Source organism: Botrimarina mediterranea, assembly GCF_007753265.1.
In the GTDB taxonomy this organism is placed as follows: domain Bacteria; phylum Planctomycetota; class Planctomycetia; order Pirellulales; family Lacipirellulaceae; genus Botrimarina; species Botrimarina mediterranea.
Window position 1 is genome coordinate 3595745 of the sequence record NZ_CP036349.1, and the last position, 22138, is coordinate 3617882.

The window sequence follows — 22138 nt, forward strand, 5'->3', positions numbered from 1 at the left end:
GGTTCTACGCTTCGGAATGCAAAGGAATTCTTCCGACTGCACGACGCTGCCCTGCCGACGATGAACCTCTCCGCGATCGACCAGCTCTGGCTTCTGACCTGTAGCGGCCTCCTGCTGCTGATGCAGGCCGGTTTTCTCTGCTTGGAAGCCGGTCTGACGCGCAGCAAGAACGCGGTGAACGTCGCGCTGAAGAATCTTGTCGATCTGACGCTGACGCCGTTGGTGTACGTCGCGGTCGGGGCGGGGTTGATGTTTGGCGCCAGCTGGAGCGGATTTATCGGCAACCCGTTGGCGTTCGGCGACGGACTCTCCGGCGGGTTCGCTACCTTCTTGCTGTTCCAAACGCTCTTTTGTGCGAGCGCCACGACGATCGTCAGTGGCGCCGTCGCCGAACGGATAAGGATCGGCGCGTACGTCGCGATCTGCGGACTGATCGCCGCCGTCGTTTATCCGCTCGTCGGGCACTGGGCCTGGGGCGGCGTCTGGTCGGGCGGGCCCGGGTGGCTGAATGCGATCGGCTTCGACGACTTCGCCGGCTCGGGCGTCGTCCACGTGACGGGTGGCTTCGCAGCGCTCGCTGGCGCCATCGCGGTGGGGCCGCGGCTCGGACGGTTCAGCCGCCAACGCGCCGCCAAGGGCTTTCCGAAGAACAATCTGCCGCTCGCCATGCTGGGCGCGATGCTGCTGGCTGTCGGCTGGGTAGGGTTCAATGGCGGCAGCACGCTGGGGTTCAATGAGTCGGTGGGGCTGGTCGTCCTCAACACCATGATGGCAGGCGCCGCAGGCGGGGCAGCGAGCCTCGGCTTCTGTCGGCTCCGTGGCCCCGTCGTCTCACCCGAGGTTGTCATCAACGGCCTGCTTGCGGGACTCGTGGCGATCTGCGCCTCGGCGAACGTGGCGACTCCTTCCTCGGCGGTGCTTGTTGGCGTCTGCGCGAGTTTCGCGGCAACGGCCGCCGCGTCGTTGCTTGCCCGGTGGAGGGTGGACGATGTCGTCGGCGCGTTTCCGGTGCATGGCGTTGGTGGACTGGTCGGTCTCTTGATGCAACCGATTGCGCCTGGCGCCGAGGGCGGGATCAGTGAGTTCGTCATCCAAGCGATTGGCGGAGTCGTGATTGCGGTAACGTCGTTCGTGCCGATCTTCGTACTGCTGGCGTTCGCCATGCCAAAATCGTGGGTCCGTGTGACCCCTCACGAAGAACGACTGGGTCTCAACCTGTCCGAACACGGCATCGAGTCCGATCTGCAGACGCTGCGGCGCTCGCTCGCGCTGGCGAACCGCGCGCCCCACGCCGACGCCATCCGGGTCGATGAGGCCGACGACGCCGGCGCCCTCGCCGCTGCGTTGCACGAGCGGGTATCGCAAGCCTTTCACGACGGTGAAGCGACGACGACGGCCGAGCTGATGAGTCAGCACGCCACCGAGCTGCGTGGCTACGGCGAGTTCTTGCTCGCGGTATTGGACGGGGTCGATCTGCAAATCTGCATCCTCGACGAGAACGGCAAGATCGTCGAGACGAACAGCACTTGGGACAAATTCGCCTACTCGGCGGGCGTCGGCGACCAAGCCCGCGTCGGCGCGGGCTTCGAGGAGTTGTATCGCGCCGGAAAGATTTATGACCAACGCTCGGCGGAGCAGATCGTCGAGGCCGTCACGCGGATCGCTGGGGGCGGTGGGCCGTCGTTCCACACCGAATGCCTTGTCCAACTGCCCGATGACGAGCGCTGCTTCGAGGTCAAGGTGCGTCCGCTCCCGGCGCACGAGCGCGGCGCCGTCATCGTGACCCAGCTCGATCGCACCCAGGAACGGCAAGCTCAGGAGTTGATCCTCCAAGAGAAGCACAAAGCCGAGCGGCTCGCCGACGCACTGGAAGCAAGCCAAGCGGCGCTCGACTTGGCGATGAAGGGCGCCGACCTCGGGCGCTGGCACTGGGACGTCGCGACGGGCTACTTCGAGCTGAGCACCGACTGGCTCGAACGAATCGGCATCGAAGAGTTCAGCTTCCATCCCGACATCTCGACGCTACGCAACCTCTTGCCGCCCGAAGACCTGACGATCTGGACGCCCGAGGACGCGGCCAGTGTCGCGGACGGCAAGCCGTACGATCGGCAGTTCCGTCTCCGGCGTCCCGACGGGAGCTACCGCTGGGTCCAGGTACTCGGTCGCGCGGTTTCGATGACTCCGCAAGGCGCGCCAGAGTGTCTAACGGGAATCCTCATCGATATCGATGCACGGAAGTCGGCGGAGATGCGCGACGCTGGCATGGCGAAGATCATCGAAGAATCCAACAAGCTCCTCTTCGTCTGCGACCCTAAAACGAAGCAGTTCCTGGAGGTCAACCGCGGCGCGCGCGAAAACCTCGGCTACTCGCTGGAAGAACTACGCGGGATGACCCCGTACGACATCACCCCGGCGGACCTTCATGCCGACGTTGATAAACGCATCGCCGACATTCTATCCGGCAAGACGGCGCGGAAGGACTTCGAGACGATGCATGTCCGCCGGGACGGGACGACTTACCCCGCCCTGCTAAACGTCCAGACCGCCCGCCTGCTCGACCGTGACGTGCTTGTCGCGATCGGTTCGGACGTCACACAACAGCGTGAGCTGGAGCGGCAGCTCGCCGACGCGCGGCGGCTAGAATCGATCGGTCAGCTCGCGGCGGGCGTCGCCCATGAGATGAACACCCCGCTGCAATTCGTCGAGAACAACATCGAGTTCCTGCAGCAGTGCTCGGGCGCGTGGTTCGAGGTCTTTAGGGCGTTCGAGGGGCTGCTCGACCCGATGGCGCCGCCGCAGTCTTGGCGTGACCGGCAGCTTGAGATCCGCGACCTGCTGAAGCGCGTTCACTTCGACCACATCCGTGAAGAAACTCCGAAGGCAATTGCCGATTGCCATGAAGGGGTCCACCGCGTCCTACAAATCGTGCGTGCGATGAAGGATTTCTCGCACCCCGGCGAGCAGCGTCACACGCTCACCGACCTCAACCGGGGCCTCTCGAGCACGGTGACCGTGACTCGCAACCGCTGGAAGATGGCTGGCGAACTGACGCTTGACCTCGATCCCGACTTGCCGCACGTCGAATGCCAAGGCGGCGCGATCAACCAGGTGTTTGTGAACCTGATTGTGAATGCGGCCGACGCGGTCATCGAGCGGCGCGAACACGACCCCCTTGCGCCGGCGGGCCTGATCACGGTGAGGTCCTTCACCGAGGGGGCCGAGGCCGTATTCGAGTTCACCGACAACGGCAGCGGGATGCCGGAGGACGTTCGGCGGCGTGCTTTCGATCCGTTCTTTACGACGAAAGAAGTCGGGAAGGGGACCGGCCAAGGCCTGTCACTGAGCCACTCCATCGTCGTCAAGAATCACGGCGGAGCTATCGACGTCGAAACCAAGCCGTTTGCCGGGACGACCCTCCGTGTCCGGCTCCCGCTCAAGCAGCCCCGAAGCCGAGACGCGAGCCTTCACAAACATCCTCTTGAACACGTGATGATATAGGCAGACGGTTTCGGGACCGGACTACCACATAGGCCGGTCTGGAGCCGACGCCACGCCGCCAAAAAAACTACTCTTTTGTGTAATCGATCAACGAACCCCGCTTTCTTGCAATCGGTGTAGGCCATGGACAACCGCGTGCTATTCGTCGATGACGACCAGATGCTCCTATCAAGCATGGAGCGTTGTCTCGGACTGAAGCTCAATCTCGACACGGCGCTCTCGGGCCCCGAGGCCCTGGACCGTATGCGATCCACCACCTATTCCGTTGTCGTCAGCGACATGCGGATGCCGGGGATGGACGGCGTGCAATTCATCGAGAAGGCGCGGCAAGTCGCGAAGCACACCGTCTACATGATGCTGACGGGCAACCAGGACGTGCAGACGGCGATCCGCGCCGTCAACGAGGGGCAGGTCTTCCGCTTCCTGACCAAACCTTGCCGCCCCGAAGAGATCGCCGCCGCCGTCGCACAGGCGCAGCACCAGTACGACCTCGAAGCGTCGGAGCGCGAGCTGCTCAACAAAACGTTCGTCGGCGCGCTGGGCGTTTTCGCCGACGTCGTCGAGACGCTGCAGCCGAGGCTGGTGGGGCGTTCGGGGAAGACCGAACAGATTTTCGACGACCTCCGTCAGCGTTGCCTGCTGCCGGCGCGGTGGGAGTACAAAGTGGCCGCCAAGGTCCTCCTGCTCGGCTTCGCGATGCAGACGCAGCAGCAGTCGGGCGTGAACGTCTCGCCGACACAAGCAAACATGCAGCTCAATCGCGCTTGCACCACCGCCGCGCGGATCGTGCAGCGTATCCCGCGGCTTGACCCGGTCGCCGAGATCATCCGCTGTGTTCCAACGACGGACGGCGCGCTGGTGCACGCCAACTCGGAGGACCCGTCGGACGTCATCCTCAACGGCGCCGCGCTGCTGCGTGTGGCCCATATGATCGAGGCGATGGTGGACTCGGGCGTCGAGTGCGCCATCGCGATGGAGGCGATCCGCAAGACGCTGCCGGCGCTCAATGACAAGCTCGCCGCCGCGGCTCGAGACGCCTATCCCAGCGACATCGAAGTCGAGGGAGTCCCCGTGGACATCGAGAATCTGCAGCCGGGACTGGTGCTGTTCGAGGACCTCACCGGCGCCGGCGGGGCGACGCTGCTGCGGTCGGGCCGGGAACTGAGTCAGACCCACATCGAGAAGCTCAAGGAAGAGAAGGCCTCCCGCGGCGTGCTTCCCCCGGTGATCGTCACCCGGGCTTCGTTCCTCGCCGCGTTCCCGGAAGCCGTCACGGCACAAACGGTCTAAAAAACAGGCGATTTTAGCCAGCGCATGCCTTAAAATGGGGGCATGCCTGACCGATGCTCCGTGCTCCGCCCGTTCGCCCTTTCGGTGCTGGTCGCTGCGCTGGCGGCGCGGGCCGATGCGGCCACGGTCGTGATCGCCAACCACACGACGGCGCCGGTCGCCGTCGAGGTCGGCAGCGCCGGCGCCAAGCTGTCGCAGATGATCGCGCCGGGCGATTCGATCCCGTTCTTCTCAGGCACACCGCTGACGGCTACCTATGGCGCCGGTCTCAATCGCAAGTCCGAGGCGCTCGCTGCGGACGCGATCTACCGGTTCGTCTCCCACACGCTCGGCGGGCACACCGGCGTCGAGTTGCGGCGGATCGGTTTGACGGGTGAGGTGATGGGGGCGCCCAACCCCGCGGCCTGGCGGACTGGCGCCGGCCCCAGTGACGCGCCGGTGAAGGTCATCGTTTGCGTGGACGACGATGAGCCGATGCGAGAGGCGCAGTGGCAGTCCCGTCTCACTCAGCGGCTGAAGAAGGCGTCGGAGATCGTCGAACGCCAATCGGGCGTGAAGTTCGTGCCGGTAGGCTTTCAGACTTGGCAGTCGAACAACGCGGTGACGGACTTCACGCAGTCTTTCCGTGAGTTCGAGAACACCATCACGCCGCCGGAGGACGCGATCGCCATCGGGTTCACGAGCCAGTACAGCCTCCAACTGGGGCGGCAGCACATGGGCGGCACACGCGGCCCGCTGCGGCGCCACGTGATGCTCCGGGAGTGGTCGCCGCGGATCAGCGAAGCGGAACGGATCGAGCTGCTGGTGCACGAGCTTGGCCACTACTTGGGTGCCGGTCATAGCCCGGAAGCCGCCAGTGTCATGCGACCGGTGCTCGGCGATCGCCCCGTGCGTCTGCGCAGCGAGGTCGTCCGCTTCGACCCGGTGAACACGCTGGCGATCGCGATGGTTGGCGAAGAAGTCCGTCGGCGCGGCGTCCGTGACTTGGCAGGCATTACGCAATCGCGGCGCAATCGCCTGCAACAGGTCTACACAACGCTGTCGTCGCTGACGCCGGGTGAACCGGCCGGCGTGGCGTTGCTGCGACGACTGGCCCAGGTTGGGGGCGACGGCAAGGCCGAAGACTCGGGCGCCGTCACCAGCGACGACCGCAGCGAAGCCGCCGCCGCCGCGGTGATCGAAGCGGTCACACGCGCCGCCGCGAGCAATCAGAAGCGAGACTTCGACGCCCGCCTCAAGGGGGACGAGCTTACCGACGAACTCGTCCGCGCCGCGGCTGGGGCTGCGGATGACCCAAAGGGCTTTGTGATCGGCGTCGGGATCGCGATCGATAACTCCGGCGCCTTGCGGATGAACCCGCGCACGCGGGCCGCCGTCGAAGGCATCGAACCCGATCGACAGCGTCGGCAACGGCTCAACTTGCTCGGCAAGCCCACCGCACGCGGGCGCGAAGACCTCGTGAAGCACTTCTTCGTTTCGGCGGCGATGACGGCGCTGCTGGGCGAGAAAGAGGCCTACCTCTGGGGCTTCGGCAAAGAGCTGGCCGATGCGACACGAGAAGGCGGCTCGGGCTTCAGCTTCGCCGACCTCGCCGCCGACCGCGCCGGCGTGCGGTTCGCCAAGGGCGTGCTCGCCGGCAATCCCCCCACGGCCGGGCTGGCGACGAGCTTCCGCATCGACAACTACCTGCCGGCCATCGACGGACTCCCCGAAGGCCTGCCGCTGAACGACGTTGTCAAAACCTACGGCGGCCAAGGCGACCCACGGTTCAACGCCCAGATCGAAGAGATCGACCGCCGGATCGAAGCCCTACCGGCGTATTCACTCATGCGCCTTGGCCTTCCTTAATAACGGAACCGCCAAGACGCCAAGAGCGCCAGGGATCGCCAAGAGTTTTTTGACAGGATTAGCAGGATCGACGGGATGAATTGACGGAACTCTTATCCTGTCGATCCTGTAAATCCCGTCTAGCTTTTTCTTCCCTGGCGTTCCTTGGCGCTCCTGGCGTCTTGGCGGTTCCCGTCGCACCGGATTGACCACCACGCCGGTCGCGCCCTACCGTTGCGGTTTTGGGTGACGTTCTTCCTCTCCTGTGCGAGGCTGCCGTGAGCGAGTTGTGCGATTTTGGCCTGATTGGCCTGGCCGTTATGGGCGAAAACCTGGCCCTCAACGTCGAGAGCCGCGGCAACCGCGTCGCGGTCTACAACCGCACGACCAGCGTGATGGAGGACTTCGTCAACGGCCGGGCGAAGGGGAAGGCGTTCGTCGGTTGCAAAACGGTGGAAGAACTTTGCAAGAGCCTCAAGCGCCCGCGCAAGGTCATGATGATGGTCAAGGCGGGCCCCGCCGTGGACGCCGTGATCAAAGAGCTGACGCCCTACCTCGAGCCGGGCGACATCATCATCGACGGCGGCAACACCTACTACGCCGACACCGAACGGCGCACCAAAGAAGTCGAGGCGGCGGGCTTCCTCTACTCGGGCACGGGCGTCTCCGGCGGTGAAGAGGGCGCCCTCAAGGGCCCCAGCATGATGCCGGGCGGCTCGCCCGACTCGTGGCCGCACCTCAAGCCGATCTTCCAGGCGATCGCCGCCAAGGTTGGGCCCAATGGCGACATCCCTTGCTGCGAGTGGGTCGGCCCCCGCGGCGCCGGGCACTATGTGAAGATGGTGCACAACGGCATCGAGTACGGCGACATGCAGCTGATCTGCGAGGCCTACTCGATGCTCAAGGAGGGCCTCGGCCTCAGCAACGACGAGCTGTACGAGGTCTTCGCCGAATGGAATACGGGCGAACTCGACAGCTATCTGATCGAGATCACCCGCGACATCTTCAGCGTCAAGGACCCTGAGACCGGCAAAGACATGGTCGATTTGGTGCTCGACACGGCCGGCGCCAAGGGGACTGGCAAGTGGATGAGCCAACTGGCGCTCGACCTCGGCGTGCCGAGCACGCTGGTGACCGAAGCCGTCTACGCCCGTGGCCTCTCGGCTCGCAAAGACGAGCGCGTCCGCGCCAGCAAACTGCTGAAGGGACCCAACCCGAAGTACGCGGGCGACAAAAAGCAGTTCATCGAGCAGGTGCGTCAGGCGCTCTACGCCTCGAAGATCGTTAGCTACGCGCAGGGCTTCGTGCAATTACAGGCGGCTGCGGTCGAGCACGACTGGCCGCTCAACTACGGCGACTGCGCGATGCTGTGGCGTGGCGGCTGCATCATCCGCGCCGTGTTCCTCGACCGCATCAAGGAAGCGTTCGACAAGAGCCCGAAGCTCGAGAATCTTCTCCTGGCGCCCTATTTTGCCGACGCGGTGGACAAGGCCCAAGACGCCTGGCGTCACGTCGTGTCGCAAGCGGCCCTACTGGGCATCCCCGTCCCGGCGTTCTACACGGCCCTGGCGTACTACGACGGCTTCCGCCGCGAACGCCTGCCCGCGAACCTGCTGCAATCACAACGCGACTACTTCGGCGCCCACACCTACGAACGGACCGACAAGCCACGCGGGGAGTTTTTCCATACGGAGTGGATTGAGCTGCGGAAGGATCCTTCGTGAGGCTGGTTAACCACAGAGGCACGGAGGGCGCGGAGAAAGGTCGAGTAATTGATGTCGGAAGAGCGACATATCAAGATCGAGATACCGGTTCCTCGACTTCGGTTATCGAGACTCGCAAGATTTTCACTGCGGTCGATGCTGATTGTGATCGGGTTGGTCGCGTTAGTGCTTGCAGTTGACCAACGGGCGAGACAAATCGAGCGAGCTCAGCACTACGACGGTTACTTCTTTGTCATCGTACGCTCACAGCAAGGCATGAATACCATGCAAGTGCGGTGCAGTAGATTTCGAGACCTTCATGAACTGACCGCTTCAACGGAGCCGTGGGCGGGATTGAAGAACAATGGGATTGACCGACACGCTGATTGGCCGCCGAAAGTTTGGTTGACGCGAACCGATTGGTCCGCTGCAACAAGAGAGAAAGCGATTGACATTGCTTGCGGTGGGACGTTTGACGAACCCGAATACTCGGACAACCCTCAACTGAAGATTGGCGACAGGCTGTTTTTTGACTTCGTTGCCGGCGGACATAAGCAGTAACGTAGTGCCCGACGCTTCAACCGCAACGGATCGCGGGACGTCAGGCACAGCCTGACCTACGAAGCTGACCTTCCTCCCTCTTTGCGTCCTCTGTGCCTCCGTGGTTAACTAAACGACCCCCATGCCGCACACCATCGTTATCTTCGGCGCCTCGGGCGACCTCACCAGCCGCAAGCTGATCCCTGCGCTGTACAACCTCAAGCGCAAGAAACGTTTGCCGGAGGATGCGCGGATCGTGGGCTTTAGCCGCACCGCGTTTTCGCATGACGAGTGGCGGAAGGACCTGCGGGCAACGACGCAGGAGTTCGCTGGCGATAAGTTCAAGCCGGAGGTTTGGGACGAGTTTGCCAAGCAGGTCTTCTATCACGCCGGCGACATCGGCGACCAAGCCGACTTCGTCGCGCTCGGCAAGTTCCTTGGCGAACTTGAAGGCGGTCAGAACGCATCGCGGGTCTATTACCTCTCGACAGCGCCGCGGTTCTATGGGCAGGCGGTCGAACAGCTCGGCAAGGCGGGGCTCGCTTGCGAGGACGGCGGCTGTGACCGCCGCGTGGTTATCGAGAAGCCTTTCGGCATCGACCTCGCTTCGGCCAAGGCCTTGAACAACACCGTGCATGCTCACTTCAAGGAGCATCAGGTCTATCGCATCGACCACTACCTCGGCAAAGAGACGGTCCAGAACCTGTTCGTGCTGCGGTTCGCCAACGCGATCTTTGAGCCGATCTGGAACCGACAGTACATCGACCACGTGCAGATCACCGTGGCCGAGGAGGTCAATGTCGGCAGCCGCGCCGGGTACTACGACTCGGCGGGCGTGGTGCGGGATATGATCCAGAACCACCTGCTGCAGCTGCTGATGGTCACCGCGATGGAGCCGCCCGCGCGCTACGCGGCCGACCCGGTGCGTGACGAGAAGGTGAAGGTGCTGCTCGCGGTCCGTCCGAAGACGCCCAAGGACATCGCCCGCGACACGGTCCGCGCCCAGTACGACGGCTACCTCAAAGCCGAGGGCGTGCCGGAGAATAGCAAAACGGCGACCTTTGCGGCGATCAAGCTGGGGATCGACAACTGGCGTTGGCAGGGGGTGCCGTTCTATCTGCGGAGCGGCAAGGCGATGAGCTGCCGCACGACACAGATCGTCATCCAGTTCCGCCAGCCGCCGCACATGCTGTTCAAGGAAGGGCCCAAGACGATCCGCGACGCCAACCGCCTAATCATCCAGGTGCAGCCGGCCGAGGGGATCCAGATGCACTTCCAAACGAAGGTCCCCGACGCCGGCATGACGATGCGGCAGACCGACCTCGACTTCAACTACCAGAAGAACTTCGGCGGCAGCATCCCCGAGGCGTACGAGCGGCTGCTGCTCGACGCGATCGAAGGGGACGCGAGCCTCTTCGCCCGCGCCGACGAGGTCGAAGCCGCGTGGGGCATCTGCGACCCGATCCTTAACACCTGGGCCGCGACCGACCAGCCGAAGCTGTTAACGTACGAGCCCGGCGGCTGGGGCCCGGTCGAATGCACCGAGTGGATGGCGGCGCAGCGCCGCGAATGGTTCGATGCTTGTCCCGTTTTGCACTGACGTGCGAGCGGTTAGCAGTTAGCGGTTAGCTGTTAGCCAAGAAGGGCCGCTTTGCGGCTTAGCCTGCTAACCGCCAACGCCTAACCGCTAACCGCTTCATGTTCACCGGCCTCGTTCAATCCCTCGCTGAAGTCGTCTCGCTCGCCGAAGAAGGGCCCGGCGTGCGGCTGACGGTGCGTGACGCGTTGATTGCCGGCAGTGTGGCGATTGGCGACAGTGTTTGCATCAACGGCTGCTGCTTGACGGTCGTTGGGATTGAAGGCGATGCGGTCGCGTTTCAGGCGGGGAGCGAGACGCTCTCGCGCACGAATCTTGGCGACCTAAAAGCCGGTAGCCGAGTGAATCTCGAGCCCTCGCTGAAGGCCGGCGACCAACTCGGCGGGCACTATGTTACGGGCCACGTCGACTGCCTCGGCGTTGTTGATGCGATTGAGCCAGAAGGTGATTGGTCGAAGTATTGGTTCCACGTCCCTGCTATTCAAATCCGCCAGATGGCGAGCAAGGGCTCCGTAGCGGTTGACGGCGTTAGTTTGACGCTCGTCGATGTCGAAGACTTGCCACCCGTTGTTGGTTTGGCGCAGGGGGGACGGTTCAGTGTGGCGCTGATTCCGCACACGCTTGGCGTCACGACGCTCGGCGGCCGCAAGGTCGGCGACCACGTCAACATCGAGACCGACGTGCTGGCGAAGTATGTCGAGCGGCAATTGGCGGGGCGGCAGTAGGAACCACACGACGCCAAGAACGCCAGGAATCGCCAAGAATTCTAGCGAGCTATGACACGGTGCTTGTTAGCGGCTCTGCCGCTGCCGAGCTAGCGTTGGTTGGTCGGGCGAAGTGAACTAGCAGCACCGCGCCGATGGCGAGTGAGCCTACTGCAATCCAGAAGGAGAGCAGCGTGAAGAGGCTTAGGTAACTCTGCGCTACAAGCAGCGGCTTAGCAAACATGACGACGACGTAGCTGAAGTAGCCCGCGGCGTCCGCCACACAGATCAGGAAGCCAAGGTTTGCGCGTTCGCCATAGAGCGCGATCAAACGCTCGAAGACAGTGGTGTGATAGGCAACGTACGGAATGTAGGCTCCGAGGCCGATGAGCACCATGAACATAAAGGGGTCGAGCAGTCCCGCCGAGCGACCTAGCAAGCTCAGCAGCACGAGCACCAAGCCGAACAGCACCAGCACGAGCGAGAAGAGCATCGCCGACCGGTTGGGTTTGATCCACGCGGCGCCGCCGTTAATGACGATCACACCGAGCATGACCCACATCTCGGAGATCGCGAAGACCGACGGCGCGCCGCTGTGCCCGAGGTCGCGCCAGATCTCGACGGCGAAATCGTCGCGTAGGCTTCGCAGCACGGTGAGAGCAACGAAGATCGCCACCAGGCCTGTCAGCACCAGCGCATGTCGGCGGAAGAAGGCGGCCCGGCTGGCGCGGTCCATCGGGACACGCTCGGTGCGATGAACGACGTCGGCGGCGCTTGGCGGCGGCGTCTGGCTGAGCATCCAGACCGCGAGCGTCAAGGGCATAACAAAGATGGCGCCAACCAGGAACGGCATCCAGAACTCGCCGACGCCGCCTTCCACCAGCATCCAGCGTCCGATCGACTTTACCGCGCCGGACGACACGATGAAGCTCGCACACAACCCAGCGGAAAGGACCTCGGTAAGGCGCCGCCCCTCAAGGAATGACACGACGAGTCCGAAGACCATCCCCAGTGGGAGCCCGTTGAGGAACAGCATCGGGAAGTTGTAGGGCGGTGGGACGAGCGCGAACCCTAACAGGGCGACCTCGGCTAGTCCGATCAGCGCGAGGATGGACGCCGCGCGGCGGCCGGCGGGCATCTCGGCGATTACCTTGACGCCGATGAACTTCGAGAGCGTGTAGCCGGCGACTTGCACGGCGACGAGCACCGCTTTGTAGCTGAGCCCCATCAACGAAATATCAGCAAACTCCGCGGCCGTGAAAGGCTTGCGGAACGCGTACATACAGAAATAGGTCGTGAACGCGGCGACAATGCAGTAGGTTGAGAACGCCGTCGGGCTTGCTCGATCTAGCCAGGCCGTTATCCGCGAACGAGGGGCCGAGGCCGTTGGCGACTCGAGTGACATATCGCGTGGCTTATCCTTGGACGGAAACGGAATCGAATCCCAAGCTAACCTTCGACTATCAAGATTGTGCGAAGCCGTTCTGCAATGGCCGTGCGATCTTGATTAGAACAATCGGCGTCGACACTCTCATGGTTTCGCTATCGGCACGGCGGTGCGATGGCGGCTTAGCCGCTTGCGGAATTGCGAGGGGGTCGCGTTGAGTTCGCGACGGAACGCCCTGGTGAGCAGCTCCGGGCGATCGAACCCACACTGCGAGGCGATCTTGGTGATTGGCAGTTCGGTATCGCACAGCAGCGCCAGCGCGCGCTCGACGCGGATGCGGCGGATTTCTTCGCGAGGCGTGCGGCCGAGATGGCGGCGGAAGCCGATCTCCAGAGCGCGGCGGCTTAGCGGCACTTCACGGAGGATGTCGCGGATTCGCAGCTCGCCGGCGTGATGTTCTCGAATATAGCGGATCGCGTCGGCGAGCATCTCGTCGGGGACGGCGACCTGGTCAGTCGATTGGCGGGTGATGATCCGACGTGGCGGCAAGAGGACGTTCGTGCTGCGGAGTGGTTGGCCCGACATGATCTGGTCGAGCATCTCCGCCGCGCGGTAGCCGACATCGACGGGGCTCTGATCGACCCCCGAGAGAGGCGGGCTCGAGATCCGCGAGCTGAGCTCGTCGTGCTCGCCACCGAGGACAGCGATGTCGTCCGGCACCAGAATGCCCGACTGCGCGCAGGCTTCGGTTATTTGTCGCGCTTGCAAGTCGTCGAACGCCAAGAGCGCCACGGGGCGTGGCTGCCGCAAGAGCCATTCAGAAAGTTCGGCAAGTTGCTCCTCGGAATCGAGCCGAGAGAACCTCTCGTGGTCGGGAGCAAAGCGATCGCAGACGTGGCCCACCCGCTGCAAGGCTTCGACGAACGCTTCGCCGAGACGGTCGTGATAGCTGGGGCGCAGCGTTGAGCCGCAATAGGCGAACTGGCGGTAGCCGTTGTCGAGAAAGTAGCGGGCCGCCATCTCGGCGGCGGCGGCCTCGTCACAGGTGCAACGGGGGATCAGGTCTTCACCGTATCGGAACCACGAGACGTTCACAGCCGGGGTGCGACCGGCGATCAGCTGCTCGGCCAAGGCGCGGTGTGTGATGCGAGCGACGACGCCGTCACCCTTCCACTTCTCGGGGAGCAGCATGCGATCGTATTTCCCGCGGGGCTCGAGCGAGAAAAGCCAGCGGCGACCGTGGACTTTCGCGTACTCGGCGACGCCCTCGATGAGCCCGGCGCCCCACGAAGTTGCGGTGTCGATCAACAGTGCGATTCGCTTCTGTTCCTTCATCTTCGAGTTGCCCTTGGCGCCAACTGAATCGTCGGGAGGTAAGACAATGAATTGAAAGCCCTCGTCGCCAGCACTCAGTTCGATCCACTCTGCGCGAATCGCGCGGTGAAATGCGTGCGGAGTCGTGGCGGTCTCAATCGACGCCGAATAGTCTCGGGCCTTCAATCGACAGCCACGATCTTTTATCGCCGCGGTAGTGTGGCGCCCAACCATGAAGAATCCGAGAAGCCGAGTTCTCGCCGCGTTCCCCGCCGGCAGCAACGGCGAGTTCAACCTGCCAGAAGAACTGGCCACCGTCGTCGCCCGCGGCGAGGGATGCCGGCTCTGGACGGCCGAGGGGCGCGAAATGCTCGACTTCTCGATGGGGTGGGGGTCGGTGCTTGTGGGGCACGCCGACGAACGGATTACCAGCCGGGTCGCCGAGCGACTGGGCCGCGGGACGAACTTCGCGACCGTTACGGAGGCTTCGCTGGAATTAGCCGAACGCCTCATCGGCATGAGCCCGGCGTGTGAGCAGGTGCGGTTCTGCGCTTCGGGCACCGAAGCGACGATGTACTGCCTGCGGCTGGCGCGGGCCCACACGGGTCGTCAAACGGTTCTGCGCTTCGAGGGCGCCTACCACGGCGCGCACGACGTAGGCGTCACAAGCCTGTTTCCCTCGAAGCGGCTCGACTATCCGCTGGCAGAACCTTCCAGCGATGGTCTCGTCGCTCACGAGGGTGGCCGGGTGCTGGTCGCCCCGTTTAACAACGCCGAGCTTGCCAGCAACCTTATCGCGGAGAATGCGGACGAATTGGCGGCGGTGATCGTCGAGCCGTTGCAACGCTGTCTTCCGCCCGTGGAAGGCTTCCTCGAGACCCTACGCGAATCGACACAGCGGCACGGCGTACTATTGGTCTTCGACGAAGTCGTCACGGGCTTCCGCCTGGCTTTTGGCGGAGCTCAGGCCTACTACGGCGTGAAGCCGGACTTGGTGGCCTACGGCAAAGCGTTGGGTGGCGGGTTGCCGATTGGCGTCTTTGGAGGGCGCGGCGACGTGATGGACCTTGCGCGGGAGGATCGCGCCGGCCGCGGAAGTTATGTCTGGACCGCATCGACGCTCGGTGGAAACCCTCTATCGGCGACGGCCGCACTCGCCACGCTCGATGTCCTATCGACGGAAGGCGTCTACGAGCAACTTCACGATCTAGGCGACTACCTGCGGGACGGGATGCGTCGCGTGCTCGACGGGCTTTCGATCGAGGCGCACGTCCTCGGCGACGGCCCGCTCGCTCAATTTGCGCTGGTACCGGCGGCGCCGCACGACTATCGCACCAGCCAGCACCGCGACCCGTTGGCGGCGCGGCGAGTGATGCTGGAACTGTTCAAGCGCGGGGTCTTCCTCAATCCGATGGGAACGAAGCTCTATCTGTCACTGGCGCACAGCGAAGCGGATTGCGAGGCGTTCCTCGAACGATTTGCCGAGACCCTTGAAGCAAGCGAGCTAGCGGAAGCTCATGTTTCTTGAGCCGCAGGCGCTACCCTCGGGCAACGCTAGGAACACGGCTTGATGCTCGGCCACAAACCATCTCTTCCGCCAGACCGAACGACATCGTCATGCCGCACCCGCCCGTGGCGATGACGATGGTCACGCCGGGCGTCGGGTTGTGTACAAACTGCACGCCATTGGCTTGGACGGGATAGACGCCGTGCCACCGCGCCGCAAGGCGCCAATCGGGCAGGTCCAGCAAACGCCGTAGCTCACGGAGCATGAGCCTCGTGATCTCATCGCTGTCAAAGGGCGTGATCGCCTCGCCATACTCATGAGAGTCACCAAGGACGATTTCCCCCAAACCGTTTTGCGCGGCCATCACGTGGATGCCGTACCGGTCGAGTTCCGGTGTTTCTTCGGCAACGCGCTGGCGTAAGGCCGGCAGCCCTTCGCAGATAGCGAAGTTGGCGTAGTGGCGGAGTGTCAAACCGCTGGCGATCATCGGGCCGAGTCGCCAGCCATCCGTCTGAGGCGTCGTCCGCATCATTTGCAGCTTGCAGCGTGCGAGGGCGTTCTCGGTGAAGACCTCGGGATAAAGCGTCGCGAAGTCCGCGCCGCTCGCAACCGTTACCCGATCGAAGTCCCACTCGCGTCCATCGGTTGAGCGAACGCGCGGGAGATCGATATCGCAAACGGTCGTTTCAAACTCAAGACGCACGCCAAAGGTCTCGGCGAGCCAACGGGGCGCGGCGGCGATTGCCTGGCGGGGGTCGACGCCTAACTCTGTCGGGCTGAAAAGGCCGCCGATCACGTCAGCGGTCGCTGCGGGACACGCGGCCCTCGCTTCGCGAGCGTCGAGCAATCTGCAATCGTAGCCAAGCCCGGGCGCCTGCTCGGCGAACTCTTCGAGGATTCGCCACTCGTCGTCGCGCACCGCCAGGTGGATTGAACCCAGAGGGCTCGACCAGACGCCTGTTTCACGGACGAACTCATCCCATAGCGAGCGACTCAACAGAGCCGCGTCGCGCGTGGCGAGGGGTTGCCCAATCGGCCAGACCATGCCGAAGTTGCGAACCGACGCACCCTCGGCGCGGCGACTGCGTTCGAACAGCGTCACCTGCGCGCCGCGGACAGATTCCCTCCAGGCGTGGGCGACTCCGACGATACCGGCGCCGACAATGGCGACTCTTTCAGGCATGGCGTTCCCTACTTGGCTTCCGCCGGAATGGCGACCGCCTCGATATACTTCTTGTAGTGACTGAGGGGCGGGGTGGCGAGCCCCGCGACCTTGGCCTCGTCGTCCCATCGCCGCAGGCGGATCGCCGAGACGAAGAACTCGCCTTTCTGGAATGACTCGCACTCGTCTGTTGTCATCGGCCCGCCTTGCAGCTGGAGGCTGACGCGCGAGGGTTCGCTGAGAGCTTCGAGATACCCCGGTTCGACCGCGCAAAGGTACCGCTTCGACTCCACATGGAGTCGCACGGGCTCTAGCACCGACGCAGGAAAGCGGCTTTCGATCCAAGCGGCGCCCAGATTTTCGTGCAGGTCATCAACGCCGTTGTCGGGCGCGTCGTCGGGGAGGTCGTGCAGCAGGTGGCCGATGTCGTGCAGCAATGCGGCCACGACGAACTCGTCAGGCGCCCCCTCTTGTTCAGCCAGCGATGCCGCTTGCAGTCCGTGCTCGAGCTGTGTGACCGCTTCGCCGCCGTATTGAGACCCCCCGGATCGGGCGAAAAGCTTGTCGATCTCCTCGCTTGTCCGGCTATCGGATGCGATCGAATCCATTTCTTGCAGGTGGGCTAGGGTCTGTAGAGAGTCGAAGGCAAGCGCAACACCGTACCGGGGCTGCCCTCCGCCGCCCCCGCAACCATGCGCAAAAGATTTGACGCCTTCGGCCAGTCTTAACGGAACCGCTGAGCTAAACGAAATGGTAGGCTCCGCGTCGGTGAGGACGGACACGGTCGAAGACTCTCTATCTGACGCATTAGAACTGGAGGCGCCGTGACGATAGTGAAGTCAACCGCGACACGGTGGCGTGCAACGTGCCTCGTCCTCGTGCATGTGCTCGCTGCAGCTCATTATCTTCATTGGAAGTTCGCAGGCCGTACTTTGGCGCCGGTTGAGCCAAGCGAGATGTTTGACACCCTGCACCTGGGCGTTGTCACTGTCGGCTTTATTTTTACGGTGGGAGTCGTCCTGGCGACCGCTTGCTTCGGGCGATTCTTCTGCGGCTGGGGTTGCCATATCTTGGCCCTGCAAGATCTGTCCGCCTGGTGCCTTGCGAAGATCGGCGTGAATCCACGTCCGCTGCGTTCGAGGACTCTCGCCTGGGCGCCGGTAGCGGCAGCCATTTATCTGTTTGTGTGGCCACAGGTCGAACGCCTCTTACATGGCCACTCGCTTCCAGAGCTTTCCATAGTCACCGACCGCGACGAATGGACCTCCTTCACGACCGATGACCTACTACGAAGCTTCCTCGGAATCGCGTTGACACTCGTCACCCTGAGCGTCTGCGGGTTCGCCATCGTCTACTTCCTAGGGTCGCGTAGTTTTTGCTCATACGCCTGTCCGTACGGCGCCCTTTTCGCGGGAGTAGAGCGAACGTCGCCGCGGCGAATTGTGGCCTCTGCTGGGTCCTGCACCAACTGCGGTTTGTGCATCGCTTCCTGCAAGTCCGGCGTGCGAGTCATCGAGGAAGTCCGCAACTACGGCAGCGTTGTCGATTCCAGCTGCTTTAAAGACCTCGACTGCGTCAGCGTCTGCCCCACGAACGCGATTGAACTTGGATGGGCGACACCGCCGGCACTTCGACGACTCAAGGTAGCCGAGCCCAAAGATAAGCGGTACGACTTCAATCTTCGCGAAGAAGGATTGCTGTCGATAGTCTTTCTGGCGACCGTCCTGGTGTCTCGCGGCCTCTACGGCTCGATCTCATTCTTGCTCGCGCTCGCGATTGCGTCACTGGCGGCCTACGCGGCCGTCGTTGGCTGGAGATTCGCATTGCAGAGCAACTACAGCTTTCATGGTCGGCCATGGAAGATCGACGGGAAGCTTACCCGTACCGGGCGGTTGGCGGCCGTGTTGCTTACGTCACTTGGTGCTCTGTTAGCCAATAGCACGGTCGTGCGATTCCACGAAGCGAGGGGCGAATCGGCCATTGCAAGGCTCGCGCATCTCGAAGCCCAAGGCGCCGATGAGGCGTCGAGGCGGGCGGAAGCCGCATCGGCGCTGGGGTATCTCCAGGAGGCGCGTCGCTGGGCACCGGTCGTTCCTGGGGTCTGGCGGACACAGATGGCCGCACTCTATCTGCGTTTAGGAAAGACCAACGAGTCTCGCCGTGAAGCCAACGCCGTCCTGGCGTCAGACCCAGGAAATCAGGCAGGGCAGTTGCTGGTGGCTCAGTCATGGCTTGCCGACGGGCGTATCGAACTGGCGAGGCAGCAGGCCCTCGCAATCGTCGCCGATACCGAAAGACGATACGGCCAGGGCCCTGCGCCGCTAAGTCATCGCAGAGTACTGGCCGGCGCGTACTTCTTGCTGGGCGATGTCGCGGGACGACTTGGCGATCGGACAGAAGCACGCGAGTATTTTGAGAGCGCGGTAGCCTCCTATTCGAAGCACGCCGATGCTCAACTGGCACTGGGGTTGCTCTACGCCGAGGCTGGTCGTTGCGAAGAGGCGCGAGCGGCCTTCAACGCGGTGTTGCTCGTTCGACCAGCAGACGCTTCAGCGAAACAAGCGCTATCCCGTCTGCGTGGGTAGTTGCTCGCCCTGAAACGACGGGCCGCCTTGACTCTCCGCGCAGACTTCTTGCGGACGATTGCACGCCTCACGGTTTAGCCTTACGACTACCGCTCAACCCACGATCGGATAACACCTACGAACTCTCGTTAAGAAACGGTAAAGGAGGCGGCTTTGCTTCGGACTGTGCGGATTAAGTTCCTCGTTGTTTTAGCGTCGTGCATCCTGACTGGTGCGGTTATGCGCGCCGGAGAGCTTGATCTCCTCTACCCCGACATGTTCCCTTTTCTTTCCGAAGATTCGAATCTTCCATCCCTGCGCTACTGGATTCTGAGCGGAAACTCGATCGGCTACAGCACCCTCTTCGCCAATCAAGGAGACGGGCTCTTCGAGATCCGCCGCGGTGACGCCATCAGCGCCGACCGCTACGAGTTGCTCCAACGTGTTTACGTCGGTTCCGACTTCGGCGCGAACTACGTCGATATCCCGATCGGCTCCGCCCCGATCCCGGGAACGCCGGGCGCCCCGGTTCCGAATGACATCAACGCCATCTGGTTCGAGGACTTCACCCATTTCTCTCTTCGAGCAGCGCCGGTGGTTGACGGCGTGCTCACTCTCGGCGAGGAGGTTGCCGGCGTCACCAAGACAAGCTGGCGGCTCAGCGCTAATCAGGGGCCACTGCCTGGGTTTGATTCTCCGCCGAACTACACCAGCCCCGACCAGCGCGTCCAGCAACGCATTAGCGCCGGTTGGGCCGACCTCTACGGGGCCGGCTCGCGTGGCCAAGTCATGGACATCACCGGGGTGCCGGTCGGACCGCTCTATTGGCTGCAGCAGACCGTCGATCCCGCCAACCGCATCCACGAATCCGATGAAACCAACAACGTTGCTCAGGTGTTAATCGACCTGCGGAAGCCCGGCGAGGTTGTGATGTACGACGGGCGTTTCGTGCAGCCGGGAGACGCCGCCCCTCCGACGCCAGGTGATCTGACGGCGGACGGCGTCGTCGATCTCGATGACTGGCTGGCCTTCAAAGCGTCCTCGGGCGCGTCGCTAGACGGCCTTAGTGAGCGTGATCTCTTAGCTCTTGGCGATCTGAATCTCGACGGCCGGCATAGTCTCAGCGACGCGAGGCTCTTCCGCGAGTACTACGACGCGGCGAACGGCACTGGCGCTTTCGCGAGTCTGACATCGAGTGTCCCCGAGCCCACCTCTTTGCTACTGATTGGCGTCGCCCTGACCGCGATAGGTGTCACCAACAGAAGACAACTCGGTAAGGCGGTCGCCTTCGCTGTCGCCCTCACGGCCTTCGGCGCGATTTCTTCGGGGCGAGTTGCTTCGGCAAGGGTGCTGCTTTTTGAAGAGGGCTTTGAAGGCCTCGCCTTGGGGCCCAACCTCAATGAGTCTTTGAGCAACCCCCATGCCTGGACGCAATCGCCCCCAGCCGGGTGGAGTGTCGATGACTCCGGCGTGCCGACGATCAACTTGCCGAGCGTCGGAGTCAAAGAATGGGAGGGGTGGAGCTTCGCCGATAAGGTTTGGTGGAGCAACGCGGCTCAGAATCAAGGGCGTTCCGAGTTCACGCTTGGCCAAGGAACGGTCGCCGTCGCCGATCCCGATGAGTGGGACGACCGCGGCGCCCCGGCAAGTGGTTCCCCTTTCCGCGGCTACTACAACGCCTGGATGCAGACCCCCGAAATCGACTTGGGCAGCGCTGCTCCAGGATCGGCGAAGCTGACCTTTGCATCGAGTTGGCGCGACGAATGTTGCGATGACGGCCCGCAAACGAACAGCCAGACGGCTGTCGTCCGCGCCTCATACGATGGCGGCGTGACGTTCGGTGATGCCCTGCGTTGGAACTCGACGCTGGGGAGCGAGTTCTTCAAAGACGACGCGACGAACGAGCAGGTGCTGGTGAACCTCGACAACCCTGCGAATGCCCCGAGCGTCATCCTTCAGTTCGGCTTGCTCAACGCCGGAAACGATTGGTGGTGGGCGGTCGACAATATCGAAGTCTACGCGCCGACGACGCTGGTTATCGACAACGCGACCGGCGTCGGTACGCTTATCGGCGCCGACGGAATCACCGGCTACGAAATCACAAGCTCATCGGGCTCTCTGGACCCCGACTCATGGCGGTCAGAGAACCTCGACGCTCGTAATTTTGGCTCACCGACACTCGCCACCGCGGATTACAACAATGACGGCCACGTCGACGCAGCCGACTACACGCTCTGGCGCGACGGCAAGGCAACCGGTGGGTACTCAGATTGGGCGTCGCAGTACGGCGCGAGCGTGGGTTTGAGCCAGTCGTGGGAAACGGTTATCGCTGAGGACTCGCTGCTCTACGAATTCTTCCTCGGTGGAGAATCGACTTTCGAAAGCGAGTCGATTGGTAAGGTCTATGACCACTCAGGCGGTGTGCCCGACCTTCGCTTCACTTACGCCCTTGCTAACGGCCAAGAGATTCAAGGGGGTGTGGTCTACGTCGGAGCGCTAAGCGTCCCGGAACCTAGCGCAATGACCCTGCTATTGGCGCCGGCGGTACTATCAAGTGTCCGCCGGAAGCCGACCCGCTAGACGCGGCTCCGCCCTCGTGGCAAGGATTGCTAGATCATTTCTGCCGTCGGGCATCATGACATGTCATTGAGCGATGAATGCCATCGTCTCAGTAATGCCGTCGAGCGCAGCCCGAAAAGCGTGCAGGGCTTTCTATTTGGAGTGACCAAACTTGCTGCGATGTCGGGGAGGGCGTCACTACCCCCCACGCAATCGACTTCTTGCCGCGATACGTCGAGTCATCTGCCTGGGCGGCGGTCACAGGCGCCACCGATCAGAGGACGATCGCTGTGCGGAATTCGCCGGGCCTCAGCGCGCCTTTAACGTCGCGCGTGATGCGCCGGCAGTCGGAAGCTGTTCAGTTCACGCAAAGTTACCTTTAAGAATTCGGATAGTAATTGTGCGGCATCCGCCGCGTGCTAATCTCGCTGCCATCGTCGAGGGAGGCATACATCACCGACCTACTGGAGCACCCATGATGGAACT

Annotated in this window: 14 protein-coding genes; 10 read left to right on the forward strand and 4 right to left on the reverse strand. The window is 63.0% G+C overall.

From position 1 onward, the window contains the following. Window positions 1–60 precede the first annotated feature (60 nt). The 7 genes from Spa11_RS13810 (at window position 61) to Spa11_RS13840 (ending at window position 11180) form a co-directional block, all read left to right on the forward strand. The gene (locus Spa11_RS13810; protein ID WP_145113209.1) at window positions 61–3498 is read left to right on the forward strand and encodes a PAS domain S-box protein; all 3438 of its coding nucleotides are present in this window, start codon (window positions 61–63) and stop codon (window positions 3496–3498) included. Between the two features lie 123 nt (window positions 3499–3621). Further along, the gene (locus tag Spa11_RS13815) at window positions 3622–4788 is read left to right on the forward strand and encodes a response regulator (RefSeq protein ID WP_145113211.1); all 1167 of its coding nucleotides are present in this window, start codon (window positions 3622–3624) and stop codon (window positions 4786–4788) included. A gap of 42 nt (window positions 4789–4830) precedes the next feature. Next, on the forward strand, window positions 4831–6636 hold the full coding sequence (locus Spa11_RS13820) for a M12 family metallo-peptidase (protein WP_145113213.1): 1806 nt from the start codon (window positions 4831–4833) through the stop codon (window positions 6634–6636). Window positions 6637–6893: 257 nt separating this feature from the next. Further along, the gene (gene gnd / locus Spa11_RS13825) at window positions 6894–8339 is read left to right on the forward strand and encodes a decarboxylating NADP(+)-dependent phosphogluconate dehydrogenase (protein WP_145113215.1); all 1446 of its coding nucleotides are present in this window, start codon (window positions 6894–6896) and stop codon (window positions 8337–8339) included. 135 nt (window positions 8340–8474) lie between these two features. After that, window positions 8475–8879, forward strand: coding sequence for a hypothetical protein (locus Spa11_RS13830; RefSeq protein WP_145113217.1), 405 nt, complete (start codon window positions 8475–8477; stop codon window positions 8877–8879). Between the two features lie 121 nt (window positions 8880–9000). Continuing rightward, the gene (gene zwf / locus Spa11_RS13835; RefSeq protein ID WP_145113219.1) at window positions 9001–10458 is read left to right on the forward strand and encodes a glucose-6-phosphate dehydrogenase; all 1458 of its coding nucleotides are present in this window, start codon (window positions 9001–9003) and stop codon (window positions 10456–10458) included. Window positions 10459–10556: 98 nt separating this feature from the next. Further along, window positions 10557–11180, forward strand: a complete 624-nt coding sequence (locus tag Spa11_RS13840) for a riboflavin synthase (protein WP_145113220.1) — start codon at window positions 10557–10559, stop codon at window positions 11178–11180. 49 nt (window positions 11181–11229) lie between these two features. On the opposite strand, the gene Spa11_RS13845 is transcribed toward Spa11_RS13840, so the two are convergent. Beyond that, complete coding sequence (locus tag Spa11_RS13845; RefSeq protein ID WP_231932931.1) at window positions 11230–12441, reverse strand: DUF5690 family protein; 1212 nt, start codon at window positions 12439–12441, stop codon at window positions 11230–11232. 249 nt (window positions 12442–12690) lie between these two features. Continuing rightward, a complete protein-coding gene (locus Spa11_RS13850) occupies window positions 12691–14046 on the reverse strand; it encodes an AraC family transcriptional regulator (protein WP_231932932.1) in 1356 nt (451 codons plus the stop codon). Window positions 14047–14092: 46 nt separating this feature from the next. On the opposite strand from Spa11_RS13850, the gene Spa11_RS13855 reads away from it, so the two are divergent. After that, window positions 14093–15388: an aspartate aminotransferase family protein gene (locus tag Spa11_RS13855; RefSeq protein ID WP_145113226.1), complete on the forward strand. Its 1296-nt coding sequence runs from the start codon at window positions 14093–14095 to the stop codon at window positions 15386–15388. Between the two features lie 10 nt (window positions 15389–15398). Here Spa11_RS13855 and Spa11_RS13860 read toward each other — a convergent pair whose 3' ends face one another. Then, complete coding sequence (locus Spa11_RS13860) at window positions 15399–16550, reverse strand: TIGR03364 family FAD-dependent oxidoreductase (RefSeq protein ID WP_145113228.1); 1152 nt, start codon at window positions 16548–16550, stop codon at window positions 15399–15401. Between the two features lie 8 nt (window positions 16551–16558). After that, window positions 16559–17137: a phosphonate degradation HD-domain oxygenase gene (locus Spa11_RS13865; protein WP_145113230.1), complete on the reverse strand. Its 579-nt coding sequence runs from the start codon at window positions 17135–17137 to the stop codon at window positions 16559–16561. A 348-nt stretch (window positions 17138–17485) separates the two neighbouring features. On the opposite strand from Spa11_RS13865, the gene Spa11_RS13870 reads away from it, so the two are divergent. Together Spa11_RS13870 and Spa11_RS13875 are read left to right on the forward strand one after the other, a co-directional pair. Next, the gene (locus Spa11_RS13870; protein WP_145113232.1) at window positions 17486–19114 is read left to right on the forward strand and encodes a tetratricopeptide repeat protein; all 1629 of its coding nucleotides are present in this window, start codon (window positions 17486–17488) and stop codon (window positions 19112–19114) included. A 255-nt stretch (window positions 19115–19369) separates the two neighbouring features. Further along, on the forward strand, window positions 19370–21673 hold the full coding sequence (locus tag Spa11_RS13875) for a PEP-CTERM sorting domain-containing protein (protein WP_197529392.1): 2304 nt from the start codon (window positions 19370–19372) through the stop codon (window positions 21671–21673). The last annotated feature ends 465 nt before the right edge of the window (window positions 21674–22138 follow it).